Origin of the sequence: Halorubrum sp. CGM4_25_10-8A, from assembly GCF_005435025.1 — an archaeon.
In the GTDB taxonomy this organism is placed as follows: domain Archaea; phylum Halobacteriota; class Halobacteria; order Halobacteriales; family Haloferacaceae; genus Halorubrum; species Halorubrum ezzemoulense.
The window spans coordinates 19,519-35,872 of record NZ_SGTX01000009.1 but is presented as its reverse complement, the minus strand read 5'-3'; the positions used below and the strand labels follow the sequence as shown (position 1 = coordinate 35,872).

The following is a 16,354-nucleotide window of genomic DNA, read 5'->3' as shown; positions in this document are numbered from 1 at the left end:
TCTTTGCCCTTCGCTCGTCTACCGGTTACCAATGGACGATGCCGCGCGAGCGCGTGACGCCGCGCGCGAGGCGCTCGCGGACGTCGAGCCCGAACAGCTCCGCGAGGCCCTCGACGCGCGAATCGGCGAGGCGGCGGTGACCCCCGGCGTGCTGGCGCTGGTCACCGCTCGCGCGCTCGACCCCGACGTCGAGCTCGGCGACGTGACCGATCGCGCCGCCGGCGTACAGCTCATCTACGAGGGGTTGCGGCTCACCCGTACGGTGGCCCGCGAGGAGCCGTGGGTGACCGCGCCGACCGCCGCCGACATCGACGCGGACATGGACATCCTCGCTGCCGACGTGCTCGTCTCCCGCGGCTTCTCGCTCCTGGCGTGTACCGACGCCGCCCGCCCCGCGGTCGACGTGGTGCGCGCGTTCGGCCGCGACCAGACGCTCCGCGACCGCGAGGGGACGGACGCCGAGACGGCGGTCGGGCTCGACCGCAACCTGGAGGTCGACGCGCTGGAACTCGCCGTCGTCGCCGGGACCACGGCGGTCGGCGGCGACCCGCCCGAGGAACTCCTCGCGTACGCCCGCGACCTCGCGGCCGACTGCGACGGCGAGTTCCCGCCCGCGGGCCGGGCGCTACCTGAGACGACCGCCGACCGTATCGCCGATATCTCGGATCGCGCCGTCAGCGCGACCGATCGGTGACCGGATCGGGGACGACGCCGGAACCGGTCCCGATTCCCGGACGTCGCGCCCGCGGATCGAAACCCATAAAGTCGAATCCGGTCAACGACTGAGTGCGTGCCTGGGTAGCTTAGCGGTAAAGCGCGTCCTTGGTAAGGACGAGACCCCGAGTTCAAATCTCGGCCTAGGCTCTTCCTGCGACCTCGCCGCTCATTCGCTACCTTCGGTTACGAACGTCGCCGCCCGCCGGACCAGCGCGTCGTGCGGGTCGACTTCGGATCGCCGCGCGAGCACCTGCTCGAACGCCTCGTCGAGGCCCCTGTCCGTCAGTCGCGCCATCGCCGCCGCGGCGACCGCCGGGCTGCGGGAGGCGCCGGCCGAGCAGTGAACCAGGACGCGCTGTCCGGCCTCGCGCCGCTCCACGACCGTCTCCGCGGCGGCGGCGAACGCCTCGTACTCGTTTCGCGGCCCGTCCGTCATCGGCGCGTCGACGCGAGCGACGGCGCCGGTGTCCGGGTCGTCGTACGTCAGCGACACGACGGCGTCGACGCCGCGGCGCCGGAGCAGCGACTCGTCGTCGGCGTCCGACATCGTCCCCACGAGGAGCCCGGGGGCGACCTCATCCATTTTTACACACGCCGTTGGTCGGCCGTTCGGACGCGACCGAATTAAACGCACCTCGTTCGCGGCACGGTTTATCCGACGACCGACGGCAGTCGGGAGCTCGCCGCCCGTACGCGGTTCCTTTATTTCCCGTCGCCGACCGACACGCCACATGGGCAAACACGAGCGCGGCTGGGTCGAGGCCACGGAGAAGCTGACGGCGCAGCTCGCGAACGGCGCGGAGCCGGACGCCGACCTCGAAGAGCGGGGGCGACCCGATCTCGGCGAGGCGCTCGCCGATCGGCTCCGGAGCGACTTCCCCGACCTGACCGCGGTTCGCCACGCCGGCAACTCCTACGACTCGCTGGGCGATCTGATCGTCGAGTCGCCCGACGGGGAGACGTTCGTCGAGGCCAAGTTCGTCGCGAGCGGCGGCACGCGGGCGAACCTCGGGCAGGACACGCTGACGCAGTTCGGGCTCTTCGAGGACGCGACGGCGTGGAGCGACTTCCGCGAGGAGATCGGGTTCCCCGAGGACCGCGAGGCGCTCCTTCGCGAGTTCGACGGCTACCCGGACGACGTCCGCGACTGGTCGTACAAGTCGGCGGTGTACGACCGCGCGAAACACCTCAAGAACGTCCTCGACGTCTCGCGGGGGCAGAACACGGGGTCGCGGGCGGACGAGGTCCTCGCGGACTCGGACGCGACGGAGGGAGAGCGCGAGGCGGCCCGGATCGTCAACGCGATCCTCGACCTCGACCGCGAGGAGAAACTCGCGTACTTCGACCACCTCCGCGAGGCCGAGCAGAACCCGCGCAACGTCGAGACGTTCGCGCACCTGATCGTCTGCGGCTACCACACCGCCGACGCGCTCGAAGCACACCTCGACGACGATCTTGAAGAGATCAAGCGGCTGCTCGAAGCCGACGCCTACCGCCTCTACGAGGTGAACAGGAACAGCGGGACGGTGTCGGTCGAGAACCCCTCGGAACTGCTCGCCGGGTTCGACTGGCGGGACACCCGCGTCGAGATCCCGGAAGACGGGACCTCCGTGAGCGTGGTGACGGGACCGCCGGGCGACCGGCGGCGCGTGCTGAACATCGCGTACAACTGGAAGAACAAGTTCCAAGGGATCCAGACGCCGTCGATGAACGTGTTTGTCCCGGAGGCGTGAGCCGGGGCGGTCCCGAGGCGTGAACCCGCGGTCGGCGAGACCCCGGGCCGCCTCGGCGACCCGCATCCTTTTGCGCTCGGACGCTAAGGATCATCCATGTCACGCGGCCGCCGGAAGCCGGACTGGCTGAAGTCGCGCCCGCCGTCCGGGAGTCGGTTCACGGAGATCAAGTCCACCCTCCGCGAGCACGACCTCCACACGGTCTGCGAGGAGGCGAACTGCCCGAACATGGGCGAGTGCTGGTCGGGGAGCGACGGCCCGGGCACGGCGACGTTCATGCTGATGGGCGACCGCTGCTCGCGCGGCTGTAACTTCTGCGACGTCGAGACGGGCGGGATGGAGCCGCTCGACCCGGACGAGCCCGCCAACGTCGCGGACGCGGTCGCGGAGATCGGGTTAGACTACGTCGTCCTCACGTCCGTCGACCGCGACGACCTCGCCGACGGCGGGTCGGCGCACTTCGCCGAGACGATCCGGGCGATCAAGCGCCGCGACCCCGAGATCCTCGTCGAGACGCTCATCCCGGACTTCCAGGGCGACCCGGAAGCGGTCGATCGCATCATCGACGCCGGGCCGGACGTGATCGCCCACAACGTCGAGACGGTCGAGCGCCTCCAGTGGCCGGTCCGGGACCGCCGCGCGAACTACGAGCAGTCGCTCGCCGTCCTCGATCGGGTCGACAAGAGGTCCGACATCCACACCAAGACGAGCCTCATGCTCGGCGTCGGCGAGTACGACCACGAGGTGTACCGGACGCTCGGCGACCTCCGCGAGGTCGGCGTCGACGTGGTCACCTTCGGCCAGTACCTCCAGCCCTCGCGCTCGCACCTCGACGTGTTCGAGTACGTCCACCCCGACGTCTTCGAGACGTGGCGGCGGGTCGCCGAGGAGGAGTTCGACTTCCTCTACTGCGCGTCGGGCGCGATGGTCCGGTCGTCGTACAAGGCCGGCGAGCTGTTCGTCGAGGCGCTGTTGCGCGAGGGCCGCTCGCCGGAGGCGGCGCGGCGTCGGGCGCGGGCCGCGGGCGGCGACTGAGGCCGCGTTCGGGACGCGGTGGGGGGTGACAGCTGTCAGGCGCTTTCGAGGTATCGATGTTTGTCCGAACAGCGAGTTATTTACCGCTCGGTGACCCACCCTGTGTCAGTGAGACGTACACATGGGAACAACTGACTCGTCGATCGTCGACGCGGCGCGGGCTCGGCCGGGGCTTCTCTTCGTCGTCCTCCTTGCGGGCCTGCTCCTCGTCGACCTCGCGGCGAAGCTCGCGGGTGTCGGCCTCGGCCCGATAGGAGGGTCGCTCTCCGTCGACCGGCTCGGCTCGAACCTCTGGAACGGGGTCGTGATCGGCCTCGTGATCGGGCTCGCGGGGATCGGCCTCTCGATGACGTACAGCATCCTCTCGTTCGCAAACTTCTCGCACGGTGACCTCGTCAGCGTCGGCGCGTTCTCCGGGTGGGGCGTCGCGTTCCTGATCGCCGGCCTCGGCGACATCCCGGTCCGCGCGCTCCTGACAGTCCGCGACGCCGGGAACGCCTCGCCGGGCGACATCGGCGCGCACATCCTCACGACGCCGGGCGCGATCCTCGTCGGACTGGTCGCGGCGTTCGTCGTCACGGCGCTGCTCGCGGTGGCGCTCGACCGCGCGTTCTACAAGCCGATGCGGGATCGCGACGGGATCTCCCTGCTCATCGCCTCTATCGGCGCGGCGCTCATCGTCCGTTACCTGCTCCAGTTCGGGTACGGCTCCGACCGGCGCGGCGTGACCGCCAGCGTCGACGCGTCGAACCTCGCGTTCGACCCGCTCGGGCTCTCGGTGAACGCGCACGAACTCACCATCCTCGTGGCCGCGGTCGGACTGATGCTCGCGATGCACGGCATGCTCCAGCACACGAAGCTCGGCACCGCGATGCGGGCGATGGCCGACAACAAGGACCTCGCGCTCATCACCGGCATCCCGGCCGAGCGCGTCGTCACCGCCACGTGGATCATCGGCGGCGGGCTCGCGGGGGCGTCCGGCTACCTCTACGTGCTGCTCCGCGGGACGATCCAGTTCGACTTCGGCTGGCTCCTCCTGCTCCTCATCTTCGCGGCCGTGATCCTCGGGGGGATCGGCTCGGTGTACGGCGCCATCGTCGGCGGCCTCGTCATCGGCGTCGTGTTCACCACCTCGACGATCTGGATCCCCTCCGACTTCAACCAGGCCGCCGCGTTCGCCGTGATGATCCTGATGCTGTTGTTGCGCCCAGAGGGACTGTTCGGCGGGGTGACGACCGCATGAGCGACGCCGACGCACCCGGCGGCTCCGCCTCCGGGCCGTCCGCGGGCGGGTCGGAGGCGCCCGAGAGCGCGACGGCGGCGCTGGTCGAGGCCGCCCGCGAGAGCGACCTCGGGCTCGTGGTCGGGACGCTGCTCGCGATCTACGCCGCGGCGACGCTGCTGACGTTCACCGACGGGCTCAACAGCGTCGTCGGACTCCTAGAGACGCTGACGTTCCTCGGGCTCGTCTACGCACTCACCGCGCTCGCGTTGAACCTCCAGTGGGGGTACACCGGCCTCTTCAACATCGGCGTCGCCGGGTTCATGGCCGTCGGCGTGTACACGATGGGAATGGTCGTCCGTTCGCCGGACCCCGCCTTCGGGCCGCCCGGGCTCGGACTGCCGCTCCCGGTCGGCATCGTCGCCGGAATGGGCATGGCGGCGCTGCTTGGCGGGGTCGCCGCCCTGCCGGCGCTGCGACTCAAGGCCGACTACCTCGCCATCGTGACGCTCGGCCTCTCGGAAATCGTCCGCCTGTCGCTCCAGTCGAGCGCCTTCGACAACTTCCTGCGCGACACGATCGGCGCCGGAACGGGCGGGGGTCGCGGGATGGGGATGCCGGACAACCCGGTCCGCGACCTGTTCCTCGTCGACGGGCAGGCGGGGACGCCGACCGCGTTCGGCGACCTCGTCTTCGGCGTCTTCGGGAGCGATGGCCTCGGCATCTCGCAGCCGATCCTCATCGGGTGGGGGTACATCGCCGTCCTCGCCGCCTTCCTCGTCGGCTTCTACCTCCTGCTCGAACGCCTCGGCCGCTCGCCGTTCGGCCGGACGATGAAGGCGATCCGGGAGGACGAGCTCGTCGCCGACTCGCTCGGCAAGGACGTGAACCTCGTGAAGATCAAGGTGTTCGTCATCGGCTGCGCGCTGATGGGGCTCGCTGGCATCCTCTGGTTCGGCAGCCAGGGCAACGTCTCGCCGACGCCGCAGTTCCGGCCGCTCCTCACCTTCTACGTGTTCATCGCGGTGATAATCGGCGGGTCGGGGTCGAACACCGGCTCCGTCCTCGGCGGGATCGTCTTCGCGGCGGTACTGTTCGAGGGGCCCCGCCGCGTCGGCGGGACGGTCCGGGGACTCATCGACGCGCAGACGCCGCCGTCGTTCGCCGACGCGGTCGCCTCGCTGGACCCGGTGACGTTCCTCGCGTACGCGACCGAGAACGTCGCGCCGCTCCAGTTCGTCTTCCTCGGGCTCGTGCTGGTGTTCATCATCCACCGACGGCCCGAGGGGATCCTCGGCGACCGGATCGAGACGGCCGCGGCCGTCGACCTCTCCGAGCGGCCCGCCGGAGGTGAGAGCGATGAGTAGCGACGCCCCCGACCCGAGCGACTCCGCCGAGACCGACGCGGACGCGCCCAACCCGGGAGACGTCGCCGCCACCGACCCCGTCACCGCGACGGCGGACGGAACGATCGGCGAGCCCGAGGCGAACGACAGCGAGGTGGAGGAGGCGGCGAAACACGTCCCGCCGGGGTCTCCCTCGGAGGCACCCCCGCTCCGCGTGGAGGGGTTGGTCAAGCGCTTCGGCGGCGTCACCGCCGTCGACGGCGCCTCCTTCGAGGTCGAGTCCGGCTCGCTGACCGGGCTCATCGGGCCGAACGGCGCAGGCAAGTCAACGACATTCAACTGTATCACCGGCGTCCACGAGCCGACCGGCGGGTCGGTGTACTTCGAGGGCGAGGAGATCACCGGCCTCAAACCGCACCAGATCGCGCGGGAGGGGCTGGTCCGGACGTTCCAGATCGCCCGCGAGCTCTCCGAGATGACCGTCTTGGAGAACCTCATGCTCGCGCCGCAGGGGCAGCTCGGCGAGTCCGCGATCCGCGCGGTGACGCCCGGGCTCCGCGGCGCCGTCGTCGAGGAGGAGACCGCGCTCCGCGAGCGGGCGTGGGAGACGCTGGAGTTCTTCGAGATCGATCACCTCGCGCACGAACACGCGGGGAACCTCTCCGGCGGACAGCGGAAGCTGCTGGAGATGGCCCGGGCGCTGATGACCGACCCCGAGATGGTGCTGCTCGACGAGCCGCTCGCCGGGGTCAACCCGACCTTAGAGGAGAAGCTCCTCGACCGGATCCACGACCTGCGCGCGGACGGCTACACCTTCCTACTCGTCGAGCACGACATGGACATCATCATGGAGAACTGCGAACGCGTCATCGTCATGCATCAGGGCAGCGTGCTCGCCGAGGGGACCGGCGACGAGATACGGAACGACGAGCGGGTCATCGAGGCGTACCTGGGTGAGGAGCTATGACGGCCGACGCAGCGGCGGACGACGCGGAGACGACAGCCGCCGAGACGGAAGCGAGCGAAGTCGGTGATTCGGACGCGACTGCCACCGCCGGCACCGACCACGCGATCGACGGCGACGCGATCCTACGCCTGCGCGACCTCGACGCCGGGTACGGCGACCTCCAGATCCTCTCCGACGTGGTCCTCGACGTGGCCGACGGGGAGTACGTGACCGTCGTCGGGCCGAACGGCGCCGGGAAGTCGACGGTGATGAAGACCGTCTTCGGGCTCACGACCCACATGGGCGGGACCGTCGAGTTCGAGGGGGAGCCGATCCACGGGCTGGCGCCCGAACAGATCATCCGCGAGGGGGTCGGCTTCGTCCCGCAGAACGACAACGTCTTTCCCGGACTCAGCGTCCGCGAGAACCTCGAAATGGGCGCGTACATCCTCGACGAGGTGCCTGAAGACCAGATCGAGACGATCTACGACCGCTTCCCGATCCTCAGGGAGCGCAGCGAGCAGAAGGCCGGAACCCTCTCCGGCGGGCAACGGCAGATGGTCGCGATGGGACGAGCGCTCATGCTCGACCCCGACCTCCTGCTGCTCGACGAGCCCTCGGCCGGCCTCGCCCCGGACCTCGTCTCCGACATGTTCGACCGGATCGACAGGATCAACGATGGGGGGACGGCGGTGCTGATGGTCGAGCAGAACGCGAAAGAGGCGCTGCGCCGCTGCGACCGCGGGTACGTGCTGGTGAACGGCGAGAACCGCTACACCGACCGCGGCGACGTACTGCTCGCGGACGAGGGCGTGCGACAGGACTTCCTGGGCGGGTAGCCGTCCGCCGCGTCGCACTCGTGTCAGGGGTCGGCGGCGACCCAAGGGCAGGGGGCCGGTGCCGACGCGGACGGACCCCGTCCGTTTAACAGCGCGTGCGTCGTCTGTTCTCGTATATGGTCGAAGCTCTTCTTCTCGTCGGCGTCGCGGTGGCGGCGTTCGTCGGATACAACATCGGCGGGGCGACGACGGGACCGGCGTTCGGGCCCGCGGTCGGCGCGGACGTGCTATCGAAGGCCGGCGCGGCGGGGCTGATGTCGGTGTTCTTCTTCGTCGGGGCGGGGACACTGGGCCAGCGCGTCGTCACGACGCTCGGCGAGGACCTCGTCACCGGGGCGAACGTGTTTACGCTGGAGACGAGCATCATCGTCCTCTTTTTCATCGGCGGCGCGCTGTTCGTCGGCAACTTCGCCGGCGTTCCGGCGTCGACGTCGATGACGGCGGTCGGCTCCATCGCCGGGCTGGGGATCGCGACGAACACCCTCGACTGGGCGGTGATGGGCGAGATCGCGATCTGGTGGCTCGTCGCGCCGATCATCGGGTTCTGGGTCTCGGGCGTCGTCGGCCGCTACTTCTACTCGGCGATCGACCGCTGGGTGGCGATCGAAAGCACGGAGGGTGCGCTGTTCGAGTTCGACCGGTCGGGGCCGATACCGCGCCCGACCCTCGGCCCGAACACGACCCGACGCGAGCTGACGGGAGGAGTCGTCGTCATCGCGATCGGCTGCCTGATGGCGTTCTCCTCGGGCACCTCGAACATCGCGAACGCCATCGCGCCGCTGGTCGCGCTGGACGGCGTGGAGATGACGCCGATGATCCTCCTCGGCAGCGCCGCCGTCGCGGTCGGCGCGTTCACCATCGCCCGACGGACGCTCGACACGCTCGGCAACGACATCACCGACCTCCCGCTGACGGCCGCCATCGTCGTCGCGGTCGTCTCCTCCGGGATCGTGATCAGCCTCTCCGCGGTCGGCATTCCGGCGTCGTTCGTCATCATCGCGACCATGTCGATCGTCGGGCTCGGCTGGGGGCGCGCGACCCGCACGGTGACCGTCCGACAGGGGATCAAAGGCGAGAAGGAACCGACGGTCTCCGTCGGGGCGCTGACGGCCGACGAGATGCCGGCGATCGGGGAGGGCGACGCGAGCGACGTCCCCTCGGCGTCGGACCTGTTCAACCCGGGAACGAGCGCGCGCGTCGTGCTGATGCAGAACGTCGTGCCGATCCTCTCGACGGTGGGCGCGCTGGTGACGTTCACCGCGCTCTTCGCGTTCGTCTGGTAGCGGAACTCGACGGCCGCGGTTCGAGCGCGTCAGCGGCCGAACCGGCGCTGTCGGTCCTGGAAGTCCAAGACCGCGCGGAGATACTCCCGCCTGCGGAAGTCGCGCCAGTTCACGTCGGTGAAGTAGAGCTCGGCGTACACGGACTGCCAGATTGCGAAGTCGGAGAGCCGCTCGGCGCCCGTCTTGATGACCAAGTCGGGCTCTTCGGGGAATAGCAGCCGCTCCGAGACGTCGGCCTCGTCGATGGCGTCCGGCGTGATCTCGCCGGCCGCGACGTCGTTCGCCAGTTCGCGGACGGCGCCGGCGAACTCCGCCTTACCGCCGAGGCCGACCAGTATCCGGACCGGCGCGTCGGCGTCGCCCGCGGCGGAGTCGCCGCCGAGGTCGCTTCCCGCTTCCCCCGGCGCGTCGGCGTCTGGGCCGCGGACCACCGTCTCCGCGGGGACATCGAGCCGGCGGAGCTCGCGGATCAGCGTCGGAGCCACGGCCCCGTCGAGGACGGAGACGGAGACAGTGACGCGCTCCGCACCGTACTCGAACGCCCAGCCGATGGCCGACGACAGCGTGTCGAACGCGCCGTCGGCGAGGAGGTCCCGCTCCGTGAGGACGAGGGCGACGTGCGCCGGCGGCTCGGCGTCGTGGAGACGGTGGCGCGTCGCGAGATACGTGTCGTAGAGACCCACGTCAGGGGGATCCGGTCGCGCGTATAAATGGTTTCCCGACGACGAGGGGTTTAATTCGCTGACGCCCCTATCGGAGTCGATGGCAGACGCCTACCGCGGGGTGTTCGGCGCGATCCCGTACGCGTTCCGCGCGACCGAGTCCTGGACGATGCGGGCGTACGCCGCGCTCGGCGCGCTGGCGGCCGGGTTCGTCGCGCTCGTCGTCACTCTCGCCCTGGTCGTCTGGATGGGCGAGACCGTGTCGGCGCAAGGGGGGACGTTCCTGTTCTCGCGGTCGCTGTTCGTGGTCGCCGGGCTCGGCGCCGTCGGCCCGCTGCTCGCGCCGATACTGTTCGTCGCCCGGCGCCACCGCCGCGGCGACCGGGTCGCGGCCACGTACGACCGGTGGATGGGAGTCGCCGGCTTCCTGTTCCTGCTCTCGTTGTACCTCGGAATGGTCATCTCGGCGCCCGAGGGGCTCCGAGACCCGAGCGGCTCCGTCCTCGTCAACGCGCTGTACGCGCTCCCGCAGCTGGCGGGGTTCGTCCCGCCCGTCGCGGCCGCGCTCGCCGTCTTCGCGACGCACTTTCGACTCCGCGGCGGGACTGACGACGGCGCGGCCGTCGACGGCGACGCGTCGGGCGACGCCGGCGGGCCGGCGTGAAACGACGGCCCGCGGCCGCGGCTCGAAAGCCGGAAGTCGTCAGAGCGACTAGCCGAACGCAATGACCGACGAGAAGGAGAGCACGTTCCTCGTCACGCACGTCGAGAGCGACTCGGCGGTGCTGAAAGATGTCCACGACGGACAGGTTCACACGCTGAGCTCGAACCCCGGCCTCGACGTCGACGACGCCGTCGAGGCGACCGTCGCCCCCGACCCGCCGATGGAGGTCACCTATCAGGTGGTCGAGGTCGACGCGCGCCGCGCGCTCTCGATAGAGGAGAGCCCGGAGCCGCCGACCGTTCACGAGCGCGAACTCGCCGCGGAGACCCCGACGGGAGAGCTCGCCCGGCAAGAGCGCGCGGGCGTCGGCGAGGTCCACGTGCTGACCCCGCCGGAGTCGGAGACGGAGGCAGCGGTCACGGACGTGATCGACGACCGGGAGGGGACGCTCTCGCGCGCCGCCCGACTGGGCGTGAACCGCGTCGAGATCCGATCGGAGCCGGGCGTCGTCGCCGTGCGGTACCTCCCGTAACGCGGGGGGTTACAGCCTCGGTCGCCGCCGTCGGCCCACCAGATAAGAAGGCTTATTCGCGCCCGCAGAGGAAGCGGTATTTATGGTAGCGATCGAGGTGCCGGAAGTCAACTACACCGACTACTCGAACCGGCAGCTCGCGGCGGTGCCGCTCGCGTTTCTGGTCCTCGCGCTGGCGATCATCGGCGGCTGGGTCGTCGCCACCGGTGCGCCCGCGAACCTGGGACTGGAGTTCACCGGCGGCGTCGAGCTGCGAGTCGCGGACGACGCGAGCGGCGACGTCGAACAGCAGATCCAAACGGCCTTCGAGCGGGAGCCCGACTCGGTCCGAACGATCCCCGGCGACGACGTCGTCGTCGTCACGTTCCAGGCGTCACAGGACGATCCGGAGGGGCTCGCGAACGACCTCCAAGACCAGGCGGAGGCGGCGGGACTGACCACGACCGCGGTCGATCAGGTGTCGCCGAGCTTCGCGAGCGACACCGCGCGGACCGCCATCATCGGCGTGGCGATCGCGTTCCTCGGGATGAGCGTCCTCGTGTTCGCGCTGTTCCGGACGTTCGTCCCCTCGCTGGCGGTCGTCGCGTCCGCGTTCTCCGACCTCGTCATCCCGATCGCGGCGATGAACCTCCTCGGCATCCAGATGACGCTCGGAACGATCGCGGCGCTGCTGATGATCATCGGGTACAGCGTCGACTCGGACATCCTGTTGAACGACTCCGTGCTGCGACGGACCGGCGAGTTCTACGAGTCCGTGAGCCGCGCGATGCGGACCGGGGTGACGATGACGCTCACTTCCATCGCCGCGATGGTCGTGATGGCGATCGGCGCCTCGGTGTTCGGGGTGGGGCTGCTCCGTGACATCGGGATCATCCTCGCGGTCGGGCTCTGCGCCGACCTGATGAACACGTACCTGATGAACGTCTCGCTGCTTCGCTGGTACAAGTTCGAGGGGGTGGCGCGGTAATGCTCGAACCGATCAAGAAGAACTGGCGAATCCTGCTGCTCGTCGTCGTCGTGATCGGGTCGTCCGTGGCGCTCTTCGCTCCCGGGTTCGGGCCGGAGCCGGCGCCCGGGGAGAACGTCAGCGAGGCCCAGCAGGGGGTCACGAACCTCCAGTACGGCCTCGATCTGGCGGGCGGGACGCGGGTCCGCGCGCCGCTTTCGGGATACACCGCGACGGATGTCGCGTTCGGCGGTGACACGCCCGAGAGCGTCGCGGACGCGGTCGCGGCCGAACTGGACAACGCCTCCGTCCGAAACGTCGGCGTCGTTCCGGAAGAGGGCGCGGTCGAGGTGACGAAGCCGTCCGTGACGGAGTCCCAGTTCCGCGCGGCGATGGACGCCGCGGGCTACGAGTACGCGGAGGTTCGGTCGGGTGTCACGCAGGAGACGCGCGACGAGACGATGAACGTCATCCAGGGGAAGATCAACGAGGCGGGCCTCTCGGGCGGCAGCGTCCAACAGATCCAGTCGATCACCGGGGAGTACTTCATCCTCGTCGAGGTGCCGGGGCAGGGCCGGCAAGAAGTGATCGACCTCCTCGAGGAGCGCGGGACCGTCCGGATCGACATCGCGTACCCGGACGGAAACGGCACCGCGGTTCAGGAGGGAACGCTGACCCAAGGCGACTTCGAGACGATCGGGACCGCGGCCCAGAGCGACCGCGGTACCGGAGCGTACGTCCCGGTCACAGTGCGCAACACCGCCGAGAGCGGCCAGTCGCCGGCGCACTCCTTCCAAGACGCTGTGGCGCAACGCGGCTTCGCCGACGCGTACCAGACGGGGGCGGACCGGTGCGGATACAACGAGGAGACCGGTGAGATAGAGAACTCGAACCCGTGTCTCCTGCTCGTCGTCGACGGCGAGGTCGTCAACTCCTTCGGGATGGACCCGGGCCTCGCGGACAGCATGGCGGCCGGCTCGTGGGCCGACACCGGGAACTTCCGGCTCACGACGGGCGAGTTCGCCGAGGCGCAGACCATTTCGCTGAACCTCCGCGCCGGCGCGCTCCCGGCCGACCTCGACATCAGCGGGGAGGGGACTTCCTCGTCCATCTCGGCCTCGCAGGGTGAGAACTTCCGGACGTACTCGCTGGTCATCGGCGTGCTCTCGGTGTTGGCGGTCGCCGGGATGGTGTTCCTCCGCTACCGCGAACCGCGCGTCGCGCTCCCGATGATCGTCACGGCGCTGACGGAGGTGTACGCCCTGCTCGGGTTCGCGGCGCTGCTCGGCTACCCGCTCGAACTCGCGGTGATCGCCGGCTTCATCGCGGTCGTCGGGACCGGTGTCGACGACCTCGTCATCATCGCCGACGAGGTGATGAGCGAGGGCGACGTGAACTCGAAGAAAGTGTTCGACTCCCGGTTCCGGCGGGCGTTCTGGGTGATCGGCGCGGCCGCGGCCACGACCATCATCGCGATGTCGCCGCTGATGGTGCTGTCGCTCGGCGACCTCTCCGGGTTCGCCATCTTCACCGTCCTCGGCGTGCTGGTCGGTGTGCTGATCACCCGGCCAGCGTACGGCGACATCCTGCGCCGCCTGCTGACGGTCAAATAAGCCGACCGACCGCGCGTCGGCGACCCCTAATTCTCGACCGGATGTGACGTTCGATCGGTTTCCGATCGCTCACAGCGACGGTTTTCGAGATCACCGTTTCGACTCGCCTCTCGTTATGCCTTTGGCAAGAACAGAAAACGCATCCGACAAACTATTAATTTAGACCGGTCAAAAGCGTCTATGCCGACCGACGCCGTCGAAGATTATCTCAAGTCGATCTATCGGATCGAGTCGCGGGTGGGACCGCCCGTCTCGACCTCGCAGATCGCGGACTCGCTCGACAAGACCCCCGCGACGGTGACAAGCATGGTGGAAACGCTCGCCGACCGCGGCCTGCTCTCCCGCGAGAAGTACACGGGCGTCGAGCTCACGCCCGCGGGCGAGGTCGCCGCGCTGGAGGTCGTCCGCCGACACCGCCTCATCGAGGCGTTCCTCGCAGAGCAGCTGGACTACGAGGCGACCGAGGTCCACGACGAGGCTGACGCGCTCGAACACCACGTCAGCGAGGAGTTCACGCGTCGGGTCGAGCGCGTCCTCGACTACCCCGCCGCCGACCCGCACGGTGACCCGATCCCGCCGGCCGACCTCTCGACGCCGGAGGACGCCGGGACGACGCTCGTCGCGGCGCTGGATCCGGGTGAACGGGGAACGGTCGCCCGCGTCAGCGACCGCGACCCCGACGTGCTGGAGTTCCTCGTCGACGCCGAGATAACGCCCGGAACGACCGTCGAGGTCGTCGATATCACCTCCTTCGGGCTGGTCACCGTCCGGACGAGCGACGGGGACGAACACGGGTTGCCGGAGGCGGTCGCGGACCGCGTGTACGTCCGGCGCGCCGCGGAGTCGACCGCCGCGACCGACGGTCAGGAGGCGGGCGACGCATGACCGGCTACGTCGAGATCGTCGCGATCGCGTTCGTGACGCAGCTCGCGGTGCTGCCGGGCGAGAAGGTACAGCTGATGATCGCCGGGCTCTCCACGCGGTACGATCCCAAGGTCGTCGTCGCGGCCGCCGGCTCGGCGTTCGCCGGGTGGACCGCCGTGGAGATCGCGTTCGGGCAGGCACTCCAGTCGGCGCTCCCGCCGGTCGTGTTGGACGCGATCACCGCGGTGTTGTTCTTCGTCTTCGCGGTCCTGCTGTACCGGTCCGCGCCGTCGCGCGGGACGACCCCGGAAGCGGAGCGCACCGACGGCGGCTTGGCCGCGTTCGACGACCTCTCGCTCCCGGGGCGGCTCGACAGGTACTCTGGGTCGCTCGGCGGCTTCTTCCCCATCTTCCTGCTCACCGCGACCGGCGAGTTCGGCGACAAGACGCAGCTCGTCACCATCGGCCTGGCGGTCCAGTACGGCGCGACTTCGGCCATCTGGGCCGGCGAGATGCTCGCGATCATCCCGGTGAGCCTCGCGAACGCCTACTTCTTCCACACGTTCGCCGGCCGGGTCGACATGCGGCTCGCGCACTTCGGCTCCGCGCTGCTGTTCGCCTTCTTCGGCGCGGACACGGTGCTGGCGATCGCGACCGGCTTCTCGGTGTGGGAGACGATCGTCGGGACGCTCGGCGGGGTCATCGCCGGGCTGTTCTGAGGGCTGAGCGCCGAGCGGCTCCGGCCCGCTTTCAGAACTCGTCTAACGCCGACTGCTCGGCGGCCGCCAGCGCGTCCTCACAGGTCGCCCACGACTCGCGCGCACAGTCGGGTAGCGCCTCGTGGTCGCCGACGTACGCGGCGAGGAAGGCTCGCGTGGCCGGGTCGCTCGGGTAGCCGCTCCCGATGTCGTAGTCGGGATACGCGGCGTCGAGGTCGGCCATCGCGGCGTCGCGGACCACCTTGGCGACGACGCTCGCCGCGCCGACGACGGGGTCGTCCTCGTCGGCGCCGTGGGCGGCCGTCACGTCGACCGCGGGGTGGGCCCCATCGTCGCCGCGGGCTCCGTCCGCACCGTCGCCCTCGACGAACTCGCCGAGCCGCCGCGCGAACCGCTCCTCGCTGGTGTCGCCCGCGTCGGCGACGACGCGGACCGGTTCGGCGACGCCAGCGGGGAGGTCGGCGAGGGTGTCCCGGACCGCCAGCGCCTGACCGCGGACGGTGAGGGTGTTCATGTCGGTGTCGGGGCGGTCGATCTCGTCGGGGTCAACGCGGGCGACGCCGACGGCGACGGCCGGGTCGCCCCGGAGGGCCGCCGCTATCTCCTCGCGTCTGGCCGGCGCGACCCGCTTCGAGTCGTCCACGCCGGCGGGGAGGTCCGCCGGGTCGGCGGCGACCGCCGCCGCGACCATCGGTCCGAGCGCGGGTCCCTTGCCGGCTTCGTCGACGCCGAGGTACACGCGTCGCTGGTGGGCGTGCGGGCTGAAATACCTTCAGAAAGGCCGCGTTCAGTCGAGCAGGACCGCGTTGACCTGGCCGGTCTGGCCGGGGCGGGAGGTGACGCGTGCGCGGCCGGCGGATGTCTCGATGACGGCGCCCTTCGTGACGATGTTCCGGCGGGCGTAGTTGACGTTCGCGGGGTTGTCGACGACGTTCTCGATCTCGGCCTCGCTGACCTCGCCGTCGTCGGCGACCTGCGCGACGTTCGTCGAGAGGGCGCGGACCTTCTTCTCCGTGCCGCGGGAGTCGATGTACTGGAGTCGGGTCTCGCCGACGGTCGTCTCGGCGGGCTCGCGGCCGAGCTGGTGGCGCTTCTTGTTCGAGGCGTGCTTGAGTCGGCCGCCGGTCCGCTTGCGCGTGGAGCGTCCCTGATCTTTCATACGGATACGAACAGCCAGCGAATACTTGAACCGTTCGACTCGTCGCGCCGAGACCGGCGGCGCGAGCGGGAGCA

At 69.8% G+C, this 16,354-nt stretch carries 18 protein-coding genes and 1 tRNA gene; 15 read left to right on the top strand and 4 right to left on the bottom strand.

Going from position 1 to position 16,354, the window contains the following annotated elements; all coding sequences use genetic code 11:
• Positions 1-31: 31 nt before the first annotated feature.
• Positions 32-694, top strand: coding sequence for a hypothetical protein (locus EXE52_RS10835; RefSeq protein ID WP_049931667.1), 663 nt, complete (start codon positions 32-34; stop codon positions 692-694).
• 98 nt (positions 695-792) lie between these two features.
• A tRNA-Thr gene (locus tag EXE52_RS10830) sits at positions 793-864 on the top strand.
• Positions 865-883: 19 nt separating this feature from the next.
• Here the strand turns inward: EXE52_RS10830 and EXE52_RS10825 are convergent.
• Positions 884-1,300: a dual specificity protein phosphatase gene (locus EXE52_RS10825; RefSeq protein WP_089308176.1), complete on the bottom strand. Its 417-nt coding sequence runs from the start codon at positions 1,298-1,300 to the stop codon at positions 884-886.
• A 148-nt stretch (positions 1,301-1,448) separates the two neighbouring features.
• On the opposite strand from EXE52_RS10825, the gene EXE52_RS10820 reads away from it, so the two are divergent.
• The 7 genes from EXE52_RS10820 to EXE52_RS10790 all read left to right on the top strand — a co-directional run bounded on the left by EXE52_RS10820 (position 1,449) and on the right by EXE52_RS10790 (position 9,121).
• Positions 1,449-2,450 carry a hypothetical protein gene (locus tag EXE52_RS10820; protein WP_089308177.1) on the top strand — a complete coding sequence of 334 codons (1,002 nt, stop codon included), beginning with the start codon at positions 1,449-1,451 and terminating at the stop codon, positions 2,448-2,450.
• A gap of 96 nt (positions 2,451-2,546) precedes the next feature.
• The gene (lipA, locus tag EXE52_RS10815) at positions 2,547-3,485 is read left to right on the top strand and encodes a lipoyl synthase (protein WP_089308178.1); all 939 of its coding nucleotides are present in this window, start codon (positions 2,547-2,549) and stop codon (positions 3,483-3,485) included.
• A 121-nt stretch (positions 3,486-3,606) separates the two neighbouring features.
• Positions 3,607-4,728 carry a branched-chain amino acid ABC transporter permease gene (locus tag EXE52_RS10810; protein WP_049931671.1) on the top strand — a complete coding sequence of 374 codons (1,122 nt, stop codon included), beginning with the start codon at positions 3,607-3,609 and terminating at the stop codon, positions 4,726-4,728.
• The gene (locus EXE52_RS10805; protein WP_049931673.1) at positions 4,725-6,074 is read left to right on the top strand and encodes a branched-chain amino acid ABC transporter permease; all 1,350 of its coding nucleotides are present in this window, start codon (positions 4,725-4,727) and stop codon (positions 6,072-6,074) included. The genes EXE52_RS10810 and EXE52_RS10805 overlap by 4 nt, the downstream gene beginning before the upstream one ends.
• The gene (locus EXE52_RS10800) at positions 6,067-7,020 is read left to right on the top strand and encodes an ABC transporter ATP-binding protein (RefSeq protein ID WP_089308179.1); all 954 of its coding nucleotides are present in this window, start codon (positions 6,067-6,069) and stop codon (positions 7,018-7,020) included. The genes EXE52_RS10805 and EXE52_RS10800 overlap by 8 nt, the downstream gene beginning before the upstream one ends.
• The gene (locus EXE52_RS10795; protein WP_176450659.1) at positions 7,017-7,838 is read left to right on the top strand and encodes an ABC transporter ATP-binding protein; all 822 of its coding nucleotides are present in this window, start codon (positions 7,017-7,019) and stop codon (positions 7,836-7,838) included. The genes EXE52_RS10800 and EXE52_RS10795 overlap by 4 nt, the downstream gene beginning before the upstream one ends.
• Positions 7,839-7,954: 116 nt before the next feature.
• Positions 7,955-9,121 carry an inorganic phosphate transporter gene (locus tag EXE52_RS10790; RefSeq protein ID WP_049931675.1) on the top strand — a complete coding sequence of 389 codons (1,167 nt, stop codon included), beginning with the start codon at positions 7,955-7,957 and terminating at the stop codon, positions 9,119-9,121.
• 29 nt (positions 9,122-9,150) lie between these two features.
• Here EXE52_RS10790 and EXE52_RS10785 read toward each other — a convergent pair whose 3' ends face one another.
• Entirely contained in the window at positions 9,151-9,804 is a 654-nt protein-coding gene (locus tag EXE52_RS10785) for an undecaprenyl diphosphate synthase family protein (protein ID WP_089308180.1), read from the bottom strand.
• Positions 9,805-9,883: 79 nt separating this feature from the next.
• Between EXE52_RS10785 and EXE52_RS10780 the strand changes: the two genes are divergently transcribed.
• The 6 genes from EXE52_RS10780 to EXE52_RS10755 all read left to right on the top strand — a co-directional run bounded on the left by EXE52_RS10780 (position 9,884) and on the right by EXE52_RS10755 (position 15,121).
• Positions 9,884-10,447 (top strand): hypothetical protein, encoded by a 564-nt coding sequence (locus EXE52_RS10780; protein WP_049931677.1) that lies wholly within the window; start codon positions 9,884-9,886, stop codon positions 10,445-10,447.
• Positions 10,448-10,508: 61 nt separating this feature from the next.
• Positions 10,509-10,979 carry a DUF5812 family protein gene (locus tag EXE52_RS10775; RefSeq protein WP_089308181.1) on the top strand — a complete coding sequence of 157 codons (471 nt, stop codon included), beginning with the start codon at positions 10,509-10,511 and terminating at the stop codon, positions 10,977-10,979.
• Between the two features lie 82 nt (positions 10,980-11,061).
• Positions 11,062-11,946 (top strand): protein translocase subunit SecF, encoded by an 885-nt coding sequence (gene secF / locus EXE52_RS10770; RefSeq protein WP_049931679.1) that lies wholly within the window; start codon positions 11,062-11,064, stop codon positions 11,944-11,946.
• Positions 11,946-13,538, top strand: a complete 1,593-nt coding sequence (locus tag EXE52_RS10765; protein ID WP_049931680.1) for a preprotein translocase subunit SecD — start codon at positions 11,946-11,948, stop codon at positions 13,536-13,538. Before secF ends, EXE52_RS10765 begins: the two co-directional genes overlap by 1 nt.
• 180 nt (positions 13,539-13,718) lie before the next feature.
• Positions 13,719-14,423: a metal-dependent transcriptional regulator gene (locus EXE52_RS10760; RefSeq protein ID WP_049931681.1), complete on the top strand. Its 705-nt coding sequence runs from the start codon at positions 13,719-13,721 to the stop codon at positions 14,421-14,423.
• Entirely contained in the window at positions 14,420-15,121 is a 702-nt protein-coding gene (locus tag EXE52_RS10755) for a TMEM165/GDT1 family protein (protein WP_049931682.1), read from the top strand. Before EXE52_RS10760 ends, EXE52_RS10755 begins: the two co-directional genes overlap by 4 nt.
• 31 nt (positions 15,122-15,152) lie before the next feature.
• On the opposite strand, the gene rnhB is transcribed toward EXE52_RS10755, so the two are convergent.
• Together rnhB and EXE52_RS10745 are read right to left on the bottom strand one after the other, a co-directional pair.
• The gene (rnhB, locus tag EXE52_RS10750) at positions 15,153-15,860 is read right to left on the bottom strand and encodes a ribonuclease HII (protein WP_089308182.1); all 708 of its coding nucleotides are present in this window, start codon (positions 15,858-15,860) and stop codon (positions 15,153-15,155) included.
• Positions 15,861-15,908: 48 nt separating this feature from the next.
• A complete protein-coding gene (locus tag EXE52_RS10745) occupies positions 15,909-16,280 on the bottom strand; it encodes a 30S ribosomal protein S8e (RefSeq protein WP_049931684.1) in 372 nt (123 codons plus the stop codon).
• Positions 16,281-16,354: the final 74 nt, after the last annotated feature.